Raw genomic sequence first — 11,894 nt, forward strand, 5'->3', positions numbered from 1 at the left:
TTCGGCGGGCACGGTCTTCATGATCTCGGCGACTGCTGCGACGTGCTCGACCGACAGCGCACCCTCGGCCACCGCCTCGGCCGTGAGCGGAAGCGCCGGGGCGAGTTCGCTGCCGGTCGGGGTGATCTCGTTGGTCAGCAACGCGGCATTGGCGATCCAGCGCCTGGCGGTGGTGAGATCCCAGCGGACAGCATGCCGCAACACACGCGGCAAATCCTTGTACCCCAGCTCGCTGGCGGCTCCGCGCCGTTCGAGCTCGGCGATTTCCTGCATCACCTCGTTCTCGCGCACCCGAATCTCCGTCACCTTGCTGACGACACTGCGAAGCAGCTCGTCAGTGGGGAGGAGCCGGGTTTCGATCACGTGTTCTAATCTACCGCAAGATCACGACAAGATAACGGGAAATGTCGGACACTATCGAGTGAATCGCCCAACCGCCACCCCCACCGGGAACGCGATGCCGAAGGCGAGCCGGACAGACCTATGCGAACGCAGGCAAGCGGTAATGACGGAAGCCGAACAACAAACGGGACCACGCACGCTTGCGATTGGGGCTTGACTTTGGGTGCGAGGTGCTATGCTGGTTGGATCGGCCGGGCTCTTATTGCCCGGCTTTTTAAGGCCGATGAGCGCCTCGCAAGGGCCCCGAAGTCAAGCCCCAATCGCAATCGTCGCGAAGCGGCGATGACGCAACCAAAGCTCGTCACAAAACCAACGCAACCACGCTGGAACGCGACCCGAACAGCCCCAGAACACGACAAAGGGCGGCCAGGCCAAAGCCCAGCCGCCCCGTCAAGGCGTAACGAACAGCGATCAGCCGCGCTGCTTCAACCGCGACCGCTCACGCCCACGCAGGTTCGCGTCCAGCGTCACCTTGCGGACGCGCACGACCTCCGGTGCCACCTCCACGCACTCGTCGAAGGCGCAGAACTCCAGGGCCTCTTCCAGCGACAGCTTGCGCGGGCGGGCCAGGGTCTCCATCACGTCGGCCGTGGAGGAGCGCATGTTGGTGAGCTTCTTCTCGCGGGTGACGTTGACGTCGAGGTCCTCGGCGCGCGGGTTCTCGCCCACGACCATGCCCTCGTAGGCGTCGGCGCCCGGCTCCACGAAGAAGGTGCCGCGGTCGGCCAGCTGGATCATCGCGTAGGCGGTGATCGAGCCGGAGCGGTCGGCCACCAGGGAGCCGTTGTGGCGGGTGCGGATCTCGCCCGCCCACGGGCCGTAGCCCTCGGACACGGCGTTGGCGATGCCGGTGCCGCGGGTTTCCGTCAAGAATTCAGTCCGGAAGCCGATCAGGCCTCGCGACGGGACCACGTAGTCGAGCTTGATGCGGCCGGTGCCGTGGCCCGACATGTTCTCCATGCGGCCCTTGCGGTTGGCCAGCAGCTGCGTGACGGCGCCGAGGTGCTCCTCGGGGCAGTCGACGGACAGGCGCTCGAACGGCTCGTGGACCTTGCCGTCGACCGTGCGAGTGACCACCTGGGGCTTGCCCACGGTCAGCTCGAAGCCCTCGCGGCGCATCTGCTCGACCAGGATGGCCAGCGCCAGCTCGCCGCGGCCCTGCACCTCCCAGGTGTCCGGGCGCTCGGTCGGGAGGACGCGCACGGACACGTTGCCGATCAGCTCGGAGTCGAGACGCGACTTGAGCATGCGGGCGGTGAGCTTGGTGCCGCCGTTGCGACCCGCCAGAGGCGACGTGTTCACACCGACGGTCATCGAGATCGCGGGCTCGTCGACCGTGATGCGGGGCAGCGCGACCGGGGCCTCGGCGTCGGCCAGCGTGTCACCGATGGTGATGTCCGGGATGCCGGCGATGGCGACCAGGTCACCCGCGCGGGCGACCTCGGCGGGCTGACGGTCCAGCGCCTCCGTGATCAGCAGCTCGGTGATGCGGACCTTGACGGGCTCGCCGTCCTCGCGGCACCACGCCACGGTCTCGCCCTTGCGCAGCGTGCCCTGGTGGATGCGGCACAGCGCGATGCGGCCGAGGAACGTCGACGCGTCGAGGTTCGTGACGAGCGCCTGCAGCGGGCCGTCCACGTCGACCTTCGGCGCGGGGATGTGCTCGAGCAGCACCTGGAACAGGGTGTCGAGGTTCTCCTCGTCCGGCAGGCCGCCGTCCTCGGGCTGGGTGAGCGAGGCACGACCGGCGCGCGCGGAGGCGTAGACGACCGGCAGGTCCAGGACGGACTCGTCGGCGCCGACCTCGGTGGCCAAGTCGAGCAGCAGGTCGTGGGCTTCCTCGACGACCTCGGAGATCCGGGCGTCGGGGCGGTCGACCTTGTTGACCAGCAGGATCACCGGCAGGCCGGCGGCCAGGGTCTTGCGCAGCACGAAGCGCGTCTGGGGCAGCGGGCCCTCGGACGCGTCGACGAGCAGGACGACACCGTCCACCATCGACAGCGCGCGCTCGACCTCGCCGCCGAAGTCGGCGTGGCCGGGGGTGTCGACGACGTTGATGATCACGTCGCCGTCCGGCGTGTGGCGACGCACAGCCGTGTTCTTGGCGAGGATCGTGATGCCCTTCTCACGCTCGAGCTCGCCGGAGTCCATGACCCGGTCGACGAGCTCGGCACGCGCGGAGAAGGCGCCGGACTGGCGCAGCATGGCGTCGACCAGGGTGGTCTTGCCGTGGTCGACGTGCGCGACGATCGCTACATTTCGCAGGTCGGTGCGCGTCTGAAGGGCAGACGCGGTGGCCGTGGGCACGCAGAACTCCTAGAGCTTCGAAGGCGTTGGAGGGGCTCGCGCCGGACACTTCGATGCGCAGGGCCGCTGCTGATACTACCGGTTGCGTCGGCATTACCACACAAGTGTGCCGAGTGAAGTGAGCCTCACCTACTCTGGCGACACGTGTCGGAGTGGAGTGCAACCAGTGGGTAAGAAGCTCAAGAAGAAGTGCTGCAGGTCGAAGCCCCAGTGCAAGCGCTGCCCCGTGCCGTTCCTGCTCAAGGAGCGTGACAAGGCCCGCAAGAAGGCGGCGAAGAAGGCAGCGAAGGCGGCCAAGAAGGCCCTGAAGAAGGCCGCCTGATGCGGCTGGCGTTCCTGGCTGTGCTGCTGTTGATCGTCACCGCCGGTGAACCCGTCTCCGCACCCCGCGCGTATCTCGACACCGCACTCGACCTGCTGCAGCAGCACTCGGTGGAGAGCCCGAAAGCCGACTGGCCGCGGCTACGTGCCCAAGCTCACCGTGACATCGCGCACGCCCAACGGCCCGCCGACACCTATCGCGCCATCAACCGGGTGATCGCCCGGCTCGGCAACTCGCACACCTTCCTGGACGCCTCGGCTGCCGGCGGCGCGCCGTCCACGGTCGGCACCACCCCGGACGGCCGGATGATCGGCACCACCGCGTACCTGCGGATCCCGTCGGTCTCGTCGGACCACGGCGAGGCGTACGTCGATGCCGGCCGGCGCGTGTTCGGCGATCTCCTCGCCGCCCGGCCGCGGAGCTGGGTCGTCGACCTGCGCGGCAACGGTGGCGGCGACATGCACCCGATGCTCACGGTGGTCGCGCCGTTGCTGGGCGAAGGCAGGACGGGGTCGTTCGTCGGCCCGCGCGGCGGCATCGGGGACTGGGGTGTCCGGGACGGTCACGTCTACAACGGTGACGAAGTCGCATTCCCGCAGGTGAAGATGCCGGCCGCGGTCGACGGACCGGTGGCGGTGCTGGTCGACGGCCAGACCGCGAGCTCGGGTGAGGCGGTCCTGATCTCGTTCACCGGCGCGGCGAACGCACGCAGCTTCGGCGAACCGACGACGGGCTTCGCCACGGCCAACAACAGTTTCGAACTGCCCGATGGCGCGCGGCTCGCAATCACCGTGGGGCACATGGTCGACCGCACCGGCCGGGCGTACGGCAACGCCCCGATCGCCCCGCACACAGCCGTCGACAGTCGCAAAGCGCTCGACGCGGCGATCGAGTGGCTGGCCACGCGGCGCTAGTGCTGCAGCGCCACGGCCTCGTTCAGCTTCACGAGCTCCGGCGCCGTCCGCGTCGCCTCGAACTCGGTGATCTCGTACTTCACCAGGTTCTGCGAGGCCCACGGGTCCGTCGCGAGCAGCGCTTCGAGCTTCCCGCGGGGCATGGGCCGCGTGATGATCACGCCGCCGACCCTCGGCACCTGACGCCCGGAAGCGAGGAAGTAACCCCGCTCGTACTGCTTCTCGACCCACTCGCGGTGGTCGGGCAGGGCGTAGTCGATCTGTTCCAGTGGCGCGACGTACTTCAGCAGCACGATGAACATCCCTCAACGGTAGTCCTATACTGGTGATCGTGCGCACTCTGAACGCCTTCTGGCGGGCCGCTTCCAGGCGGCCGGAGTAGCTGTGCGCTGACTCGTTCACAGGCCGCCCGAGACGGGCGGCTTTTTTGTGCGTTTCGTCCGGGCGGTCCTCCACGAAAGGACCACCACCATGATCAGGCTCTCCGCGATCACTCCCTCCGGCCAGGTCCACCTGGGCAACTACCTGGGGGCGCTGCGGACCTGGGCTCGTGAGGGCACCCACGAGGACGTCTACTTCATCAGCGACCTGCACGCGATGACGTCGTCGCACAACCCGCAACGACTGCGATCCATGACGCGCGAACAGCTCGCCGTGCTGGTCGCGTCCGGCATCGACCCGGCGAGCGTGTGCGTGCAGAGCGACCTGATCCGCGAGCTGGGAGCCCTCAACTGGGTGCTGGAGTGCACCTGCACCTACGGCGAGGCCGCGCGGATGATCCAGTTCAAGGAGAAGTCGCTCGGGCGCGAGTCCGTGCGCCTCAGCCTGCTCACCTACCCGGTGCTGATGGCGGCGGACATCCTGCTGCAGGGCACCGCGGAGGTGCCGGTCGGCGAGGACCAGCTCCAACACGTCGAGCTGGCCCGCGCGCTCGCCCGGCGCTTCAACAACGCGTACGGGGACGCGTTCATCGTCCCCACCGCGGTCGTGCCGAAGGTGGGCGCGCGGATCAAGGACCTCTCGGACCCCGCGCGCAAGATGGACAAGTCCGCGCAGAACTCCGCGGGCGTCGTGTTCGTGCTCGACGAGCCGGACCTGGTGCGCCGCAAGGTCCGGCGCGCCGTCTCGTCCACGGAGGGCATCGAGAACCTGACCGAGATCCTCGCCTCCTGCACCGGCAAGGAACCCGAGGACTACACGAGCAGGTTCTCCGAGCTCAAGAACGTCGTGGCCGAGGCCGTGATCGAGGAGCTGCGTCCCGTGCGCGACCGGACGCTGGAGCTCCTCGCCGACCCGGCGGAGCTGGACCGCATCCGTTCGGCGGGTGCGGACAGAGCCCGTGACCGCGCCCAGCACCGGCTGGACGCGGCGCTGCGCCTCTCCGGGCTCAGTTGAGGAGCTCCTGAAGGGCCGGCACCAGCACCCGGTCCGCGGGCAGCCAGTCCGTCACCGGCAGCTCGGCGGCGGTGAGCCACCGGACAGCGTTGTGCTCCAACGCTTCCGGCTCATCGCCGTCGAGCTCCGCCAACTCGGCGGCGAAGATCCGCAGCACCATGTCCTTGCGCAACGGCACGTCCGGCCCGACCTGCTCGCCGACGACGACGCTCACGCCGAGCTCCTCGACGCACTCGCGAACCAGCGCCTCCTCCGGCTTCTCGCCGTCCTCGACCCGTCCGCCGGGAAGTTCCCACTGCCCCGCGTGACTCTCCGGATAGGACCGTTGCTGCGCGAGCAACCGTCCACTCCGGACGATCGCCGCCCCGACCACGAGCCTGGCCTCGCCGAGCTCCCTGGACCGTTCCGCGAGCAGCGCCGACCGCTTCTGCAGCACCCGCAACGCCATCCCGCGCCCGACCGTGACGTCCGCGAACCGCCCGACCACACCACCGACGGTCGTCCAGGCGACGCGGTCGATCACCATCGTCCCGGCCCCGGTGACCACGAGATCCGTGTGCAGCTCCAGAAAATCCCCGGCGGCGGACACACCGGACAAATCAGCGCGGGTGACCGTCAGCTTCACCCCGAACGGCCCGGTGAGCACATCTCCCAGGCACAGCAGGGGACCCGCCACCTTCACCCCGAACCCCGCGATCAGCGAGGTGTCCAGCAGGGCACCGGCAACGACGGCAACAGGCGCGTCGACCAGCGCCGACGCTCGCAACTCTGGCACCACCGTTGACTACCAGGAAGGCCAGCGGATCTCAAAACGCGCACCACCGGCAGGTGACTCCGCCGCCCGCACCGACCCGCCACGCCGCTGCACGAGGTGCGCCACCAGCGCGAGCCCGAGCCCGAACCCACCCGACCGCCGCCCGCGATCTTCCTCCACCCGGTAGAACCTGTCGAAGACCTTCGCCCGGTGCTCAACGGGAATCCCGTGCCCGTCGTCGTCCACGAGCAACCGCACGTCCCGCCCCACCGGCACCAATGTCAACGTGATCGTCGAGTACGCGTACCGCGCCGCGTTGCGCAACAGGTTGTCCAGCACCAGCTCGACCTCGGACCGCGCCGCCGACACCAGACAGGCCGACGGCGGAGCGCTCAACCGCACCAGCAACTCGGTGTCGAGCCGCGCGATGGCCGCCTCGGCCTCCAGCACGAGATCCACCGCCTCGGCCCGAGGCGGCGCCCCGGTGTCCGCCCGAGCCAGGATCAGCAACGAGTCCACCAGCGCACTGAGCCGGATCGACTCCTCGACCACCGACTCCAGCACCTCGATCGAAAAGTCCGGATCGGGATGCGCCACCGCCACCTCGGCCTGCGCCCGCACCGAGGCAACCGGCGACCGCAGCTCGTGCGCGGCGTCCCCCGTGAACCGCCGCAACCGCTCCGTTGCCTCGTCCCGCCGAGCCAGCAACGCGTTCAACGCCTCGGCCAACGCCTGCAACTCGTCCCGCGACGGCGGCACCGGCAACCGCTCCCCGTGCGGCAACTCCCCCGCAGCCACCCGCATCCGCTCCACCGGCCGCAACGACGACCGCACAGCCAACCAGGTGGCGATCCCCACCAGCCCCGCCACCAGCACAGCCGCAACGGCCAACCACCGAGTCCCCAACGTGTTGGCGTTCTCGTACCCGAGCAACGTGCTCCCGTACACCTCGAGCCGAGGCGTCCCGTCCTCCGCGAACACCACCCGCCCCCGGAACCGGTGCGCAGACTCCCCGTCCAGCCGCAACACGGGTTGCCCGGACTTCAACGTCCGAATGTCCTGAGCCGTCAACGGAAGCGGAGCCTCCCCGTCGACAGGCACCCCCGACACGTCCAGCACTCGCGGCGGCGACTTCTCCAGCTCCTGATCCACAGCCGTGATCTGGACCAGCCCGATCAACGCGGGCGCCAGCCCGGTGAACGCCAGCAAGCACAACAACGCCACCCCGGTGGCCACCACGGTGATCCGAAACCGCAGCGTCCGCCGAAACCACCAGCGGCGAGGGTTCACCGATTCCCCAGTGCGCTGTCGAGGTCCGGAGTGGACGCGATGTACCCGTGCCCCCGAATGGTCCGAACGACCTCCCCAGCCCCCACAGCCTCCAACTTCCGCCTGAGGTACCCCACGTAAACCTCAACCGCATTCCGCGTGGCGGCCTGCTCGTCCCCCCAAACAGTCCGCAACAACTCGTCCTTGGTCACCACAGACCCAGCCCGAGAAGCCAACACGTCCAGCACCGCGTACTCCCGCGGGCTCAACGACACGTCCTGCCCACCCCAACTGACCTCGCGCAACCCCCGGTCGATCACCAAACTCCCGAGCGTCAACCGCCGCCGAGCCCCACCCCCACGCCGCAACAGGGCCCGCACCTGCGCCACCAACACCACAAAACTGAACGGCTTGACCAGGTACCCATCGGCCCCGAGATCCAGCCCATCGGCCTGATCGATCTCCCCGTCCTTGGCCGACACCATCAACACAGGCGTCCGCACCCCATCGGCCCGCATGCGCTGCAAAATCCGGTACCCGGACAACCCGGGCAACATGATGTCCAACAACACGACATCAAAGGCCCCGGTCAACGCCACCCGCAAAGCGGTGGGCCCGTCAGAGGCCGTGACGACCTCCATCCCCTCAGCGGCCAGCCCACGCTCCAACGCCCGGCGCACGCCGACCTCGTCGTCCACGACCAGCACTCGAGGCTTCACACGCACAGCATGCCGCGCACGGCTCTCAGCCGCGCGAATGATCTCAGCCGACTCTCAGCAAGCACCCGGAAACCCGCGCAAACCCCCAGCTCAGAGTAGTCTCAGCACCATCTCAGCAACCCCACCCCAAGCTAGTAGTCACAAGCCCTTGGAGGAGGGGACAACAGATGAACAACCGAAAGGTGACCCTGGCCGCAGCAGCGGCCGGCGTGCTCACCGGCGCAGCAGGCCTGAGCCTGCTGGCCATGCCCGCAGGCGCAGGCCAGCCACCTTCCCTGCCGAACATCGCCCCGGAAACGCTGGTAGAACAGGTCCTGACCAGCAAACCAGGCGCATTCGGCGGCACGATCGAGGTAGACAACAAACTGGGCCTCCCGTCGATCGCCGAGATCCCGCAACTGGCAGACGGCAAGCACAGCGCCAGGATCTGGACCGACGGCAACGGCAAGCTCCGCCTGGCCCTCCCGAACGGCCAGTCCGAGCAGACGATCGTCGACGACGGCACCACCACGTGGTCCTGGAACTCTCAGGACAACGAGGTCACCAAGTCCGAGCACAAGCCGGACCAGTCGAAGGACCAGAAGGACCAGTCGGGCCAGAAGGGCACGCCCGAGAAGTCGATCGACCCCGCGACCGCCGCCAAGGAGATCGTCGCCAAGACCAAGGAGTTCAGCGACATCTCCGTGGACGGCACGGCACGGGTGGCCAACCGCGCCGCCTACGAGCTCGTCCTCACCCCGAAGGCCAGCGAGAAGACGCTGGTCCGCGAGGTCAGGATCGCCGTCGACTCCGAGCTCAAGATGCCGCTGCGCGTCGCCGTGCTGACCAACGGCACCGCGGAGCCGGTGGGTCAGGTCGGCTTCAGCCAGATCAACGTCGGCCCGCAGGACTCGAAGCTGTTCGAGTTCACGCCGCCGTCGGGCGCCAAGGTCACCACCCCGGAGGCCAAGGAAGAGCAGCAGAGGCACAAGCCCGAGGTCGGCGTCGAGCAGGCGCTGCAGGGTGAGAACCCGCAGATCTTCGGCACGGGCTGGGACACGGTCGTCGGGGCGAGGATCCCGGCTGACGCCATGACCCAGGTGCCGGCCGAGGCGCAGGGCCTGGTCGACCGGTTCACCAAGAAGGTGAGCGGGAACTGGGGCAGCGGCAAGCTGTTCACGACCAAGGTCGCCACGATCCTGATCGCGGACGACGGCCGCGTGGTCGCGGGTGCCGTGCCCGAGCAGGTGCTGTTCGACACGATCGGACAGGTGAAGTGACCACCTCGACCAGCGCGCCGGTGACAGCGCCGACAACACACGCTGTCGCCGCGCGGACCAAGGGTCTGCGCAAGGAGTACGGGAGCACGGTCGCCGTGGACCGCGTCGACCTCGAGCTGCCGGAAGGAGCCGTGCTCGGCATGCTCGGCCCCAACGGGTCGGGCAAGACGACCACGATCCGGATGCTGCTCGGGTTGGTCCGCCCCACGCAGGGGGAGATCGAGCTGCTCGGTCAACGTCTTCCGGACGGGGTCGAGCAGGCGCTGCCGCACGTGGGCGCGCTGGTCGAGGGTCCGGGGTTCCACCCGTTCCTCAGCGGGCGGGAGAACCTCATCCGCTGTGCCGCGTTCGAGCCTCTCCTGCCGAAGAAGCAGATCAAGCAGGCCGTGGAGGACGCTCTCGAACGCGTCGGGCTCGCGCAGGCGGCCCACCGCAGGTACCGGGGGTACTCGCTCGGCATGAAGCAACGTCTCGGCCTGGCCGGGGCGTTGCTCGTGCCGCGCAAGCTGGTCGTGCTGGACGAGCCGACGAACGGCCTCGACCCGGCGGGCACCAGGGAGATCCGCAAGATCATCGCGGAGCTGCACGGGCAGGGCAGCACGGTCCTCGTCTCCAGCCACCTGCTGAGCGAGGTCGAGGCGACCTGCACGCACGTCGCCGTCCTGCACCGCGGAACCGTGGTGGCGCAGGGAGAGCTGACCGAGCTGCTGCAGGCGGGCGGCTCGGCGCTGCAGGTGATCACCCCGGACGTCGAGACGGCGCTGGGCGCACTGCGGCAGGCCAAGATCTCCGCACGACCGCTGGGCGAGGGCCTGCGCGTCGAGCTCGCGGGAACGTCAGCGCCGCAGGTGATCGAGACGCTCGTCAAGGCGGGCGTCGGCGTCTACGAGGCCACCCGGTGGAAGACCGGTCTGGAGGAGCTGTTCGCGCGGCTCACCGAGGCCGAGGAGGCCGAGCGCGGAATGGCCGCTGTGGACACCCTGGACGGGGGCTCGCGATGATCACGCGTCAGTTCGGTTCCGAGGTGCGCTGGATGCTGCGCAGGCCCCGGACGATCATCGGTCTGTTCGGGCTCGTCCTGGTGCCGATCATCATCAGCTTCGGCATCTGGACCGCCGGCGAGGACGGTGGCGGCGGTCCGGGACTCTCCGCGATTCTGCAGGGCAACGGCATGGTCGTGCCCATCTTCACGCTGTTCCTGTCGCTCAACCTGCTGCTGCCGCTGGTCGCCTCGATCTGGGCGGCGGACGGCCTCGCGGGCGAGGCGCAGCACGGCACGTTGCGCGGCCTGCTGGTCGCGCCTGTGTCACGGGTGCGGCTGCTGTTCGTGAAGCTGTTCGGGCTGACCGCGATGTCGCTGTTCGCCGTCACGCTGATGGCGGTCGTGGGCATCATCGCGGGCACCGCGTTCCTCGGCACGGACGGCATGATGACGCTGTCCGGCACCACCCTCAGCACCGCTGAGGGCCTGGTGCGCATCGCCTTGTTCATCCTGCTGGTGACGTTCCAGATGGTGTCGATCGGCGCGGTCGCCCTCGCCGTCAGCTCGGCCACCGAGCACCCGCTGGTGGTGCAGGCGGCGACGATGACGACGATCATCGTGTTCCAGGTGCTGGGTCAGTTCCCGTCGCTCGACTGGCTGCACCCGTTCCTGATCACGACCGGTTTCCCCGGCCTGATCGACGTGATGCGGGACCCGATCCCGTTCGACCAGATCTGGGACAGCACGCTGCTCGCGGGCTGCTACCTGCTGATCGGGACGGGCCTCGCCGCGATGCGCCTGATCACCAAGGACAACTAGTTCTCGATGAACGGCGCATTTGTCCACGTGAGGTGGACGAATGCGCCGTTCATCACTTTCAGCGGAAACCGCCTTCGCTGTTGATCACCTGACCGGTGATCCACCCGGCGTCGTCGGTGCACAGCCAGGAGACCAGCCGGGCGGCGTCGTCCGGCTGGCCCCAGCGGCCGAGCGACATCCGCTCCCGCACCCACTCGTGTGTCTGGGCGCTCGCGTAACCGGTGTCCGTCGGGCCGGGGTTCACGGCGTTGACCGCGATCCCCTGCCTGATCAGGTGGTGCGACAGCGTCGGCATGATCCCCACCAGCGCACCCTTCGACGCCGCGTACGCGACCTCGCTGGGCATCGGCCCGAGGTTCTGCCCGGACGTCATGAACACGACCCGCCCGCCCGGCGCGCCGTCGTGCTGCCGGGCAAACGCTTGCGCCAGCAGGATCGACGACCTCGTGTTCACCGCGTAGTGCCTGTCCAGCATGGCCGCGTCCAGCTCGCCCAACGGTCCGTCCGACCCGCTCAGCGCGTGGTTGCACACCAGCACGTCGACGCGCCCGTACACCTCGACCGCGGCCGCCACCAGCTGGTCCGGCGCATCGGGAGCCGTCAGATCGAGACCGAGGTGCTCGACCCTGCCGTCGATGCCGTCGATCACCCGCCTCGATCGAGTCCGCGCCCCACGGCTGCGAGGCGTCGTGCGCGACGTGGTGCTGCACGAACAGATCAGCGCCCAGCCCCGCCAGCCGGGATGCGATCGC

The 11,894-nt window shown here is 68.8% G+C and carries 13 protein-coding genes; 6 read left to right on the plus strand and 7 right to left on the minus strand.

Annotated elements, in window-relative coordinates; all coding sequences use genetic code 11:
• Positions 1-363 (minus strand): DUF222 domain-containing protein (locus tag ACFOWZ_RS41785; protein ID WP_382379536.1); only part of this gene is annotated, 363 nt, incomplete at its 3' end.
• Positions 364-813: 450 nt separating this feature from the next.
• Positions 814-2,709: a translational GTPase TypA gene (gene typA / locus ACFOWZ_RS41790; RefSeq protein WP_382379537.1), complete on the minus strand. Its 1,896-nt coding sequence runs from the start codon at positions 2,707-2,709 to the stop codon at positions 814-816.
• A gap of 166 nt (positions 2,710-2,875) precedes the next feature.
• Between typA and ACFOWZ_RS41795 the strand changes: the two genes are divergently transcribed.
• Both ACFOWZ_RS41795 and ACFOWZ_RS41800 read left to right on the plus strand, forming a co-directional pair.
• Positions 2,876-3,031 (plus strand): hypothetical protein, encoded by a 156-nt coding sequence (locus ACFOWZ_RS41795; protein WP_162185756.1) that lies wholly within the window; start codon positions 2,876-2,878, stop codon positions 3,029-3,031.
• Positions 3,031-3,945, plus strand: a complete 915-nt coding sequence (locus ACFOWZ_RS41800; RefSeq protein ID WP_382379538.1) for a S41 family peptidase — start codon at positions 3,031-3,033, stop codon at positions 3,943-3,945. Before ACFOWZ_RS41795 ends, ACFOWZ_RS41800 begins: the two co-directional genes overlap by 1 nt.
• Here ACFOWZ_RS41800 and ACFOWZ_RS41805 read toward each other — a convergent pair.
• Positions 3,942-4,247, minus strand: a complete 306-nt coding sequence (locus ACFOWZ_RS41805; RefSeq protein ID WP_030472949.1) for a YciI family protein — start codon at positions 4,245-4,247, stop codon at positions 3,942-3,944. The two genes, ACFOWZ_RS41800 and ACFOWZ_RS41805, sit on opposite strands and share 4 nt — an antisense overlap.
• A 169-nt stretch (positions 4,248-4,416) precedes the next feature.
• Between ACFOWZ_RS41805 and trpS the strand changes: the two genes are divergently transcribed.
• On the plus strand, positions 4,417-5,340 hold the full coding sequence (gene trpS / locus ACFOWZ_RS41810; protein WP_382379539.1) for a tryptophan--tRNA ligase: 924 nt from the start codon (positions 4,417-4,419) through the stop codon (positions 5,338-5,340).
• Here trpS and ACFOWZ_RS41815 read toward each other — a convergent pair.
• Genes ACFOWZ_RS41815 through ACFOWZ_RS41825 form a run of 3 tightly spaced genes read right to left on the minus strand, consistent with a single transcriptional unit; the run spans position 5,333 to position 8,070 of the window.
• Entirely contained in the window at positions 5,333-6,115 is a 783-nt protein-coding gene (locus ACFOWZ_RS41815) for a (deoxy)nucleoside triphosphate pyrophosphohydrolase (RefSeq protein ID WP_382379540.1), read from the minus strand. The genes trpS and ACFOWZ_RS41815 overlap by 8 nt on opposite strands.
• Before the next feature lie 9 nt (positions 6,116-6,124).
• A complete protein-coding gene (locus ACFOWZ_RS41820; protein ID WP_382379541.1) occupies positions 6,125-7,330 on the minus strand; it encodes a sensor histidine kinase in 1,206 nt (401 codons plus the stop codon).
• 50 nt (positions 7,331-7,380) lie between these two features.
• Entirely contained in the window at positions 7,381-8,070 is a 690-nt protein-coding gene (locus tag ACFOWZ_RS41825; RefSeq protein WP_382379542.1) for a response regulator transcription factor, read from the minus strand.
• 179 nt (positions 8,071-8,249) lie between these two features.
• On the opposite strand from ACFOWZ_RS41825, the gene ACFOWZ_RS41830 reads away from it, so the two are divergent.
• Genes ACFOWZ_RS41830 through ACFOWZ_RS41840 form a run of 3 tightly spaced genes read left to right on the plus strand, consistent with a single transcriptional unit; the run spans position 8,250 to position 11,142 of the window.
• Entirely contained in the window at positions 8,250-9,341 is a 1,092-nt protein-coding gene (locus tag ACFOWZ_RS41830; RefSeq protein WP_382379543.1) for a LolA family protein, read from the plus strand.
• The gene (locus tag ACFOWZ_RS41835) at positions 9,338-10,342 is read left to right on the plus strand and encodes an ABC transporter ATP-binding protein (protein ID WP_382379544.1); all 1,005 of its coding nucleotides are present in this window, start codon (positions 9,338-9,340) and stop codon (positions 10,340-10,342) included. Before ACFOWZ_RS41830 ends, ACFOWZ_RS41835 begins: the two co-directional genes overlap by 4 nt.
• Positions 10,339-11,142: an ABC transporter permease gene (locus tag ACFOWZ_RS41840; protein WP_382379545.1), complete on the plus strand. Its 804-nt coding sequence runs from the start codon at positions 10,339-10,341 to the stop codon at positions 11,140-11,142. Before ACFOWZ_RS41835 ends, ACFOWZ_RS41840 begins: the two co-directional genes overlap by 4 nt.
• Before the next feature lie 58 nt (positions 11,143-11,200).
• On the opposite strand, the gene ACFOWZ_RS41845 is transcribed toward ACFOWZ_RS41840, so the two are convergent.
• Positions 11,201-11,791: an SDR family oxidoreductase gene (locus tag ACFOWZ_RS41845; protein WP_382379546.1), complete on the minus strand. Its 591-nt coding sequence runs from the start codon at positions 11,789-11,791 to the stop codon at positions 11,201-11,203.
• Between the last annotated feature and the right edge of the window lie 103 nt (positions 11,792-11,894).

It is taken from the genome of Lentzea rhizosphaerae (assembly GCF_042649515.1).
In the GTDB taxonomy this organism is placed as follows: Bacteria; Actinomycetota; Actinomycetes; order Mycobacteriales; family Pseudonocardiaceae; genus Lentzea; species Lentzea aerocolonigenes.

Excerpts from the sequence above, each read along its gene's own strand:
- trpS (WP_382379539.1), top strand. The coding sequence starts at position 4,417 with ATGATCAGGCTCTCCGCGATCACTCCCTCCGGCCAGGTCCACCTGGGC.
- ACFOWZ_RS41800 (WP_382379538.1), top strand. The coding sequence starts at position 3,031 with ATGCGGCTGGCGTTCCTGGCTGTGCTGCTGTTGATCGTCACCGCCGGT.
- ACFOWZ_RS41805 (WP_030472949.1), bottom strand. The coding sequence starts at position 4,247 with ATGTTCATCGTGCTGCTGAAGTACGTCGCGCCACTGGAACAGATCGAC.
- ACFOWZ_RS41840 (WP_382379545.1), top strand. The coding sequence starts at position 10,339 with ATGATCACGCGTCAGTTCGGTTCCGAGGTGCGCTGGATGCTGCGCAGG.
- ACFOWZ_RS41830 (WP_382379543.1), top strand. The coding sequence starts at position 8,250 with ATGAACAACCGAAAGGTGACCCTGGCCGCAGCAGCGGCCGGCGTGCTC.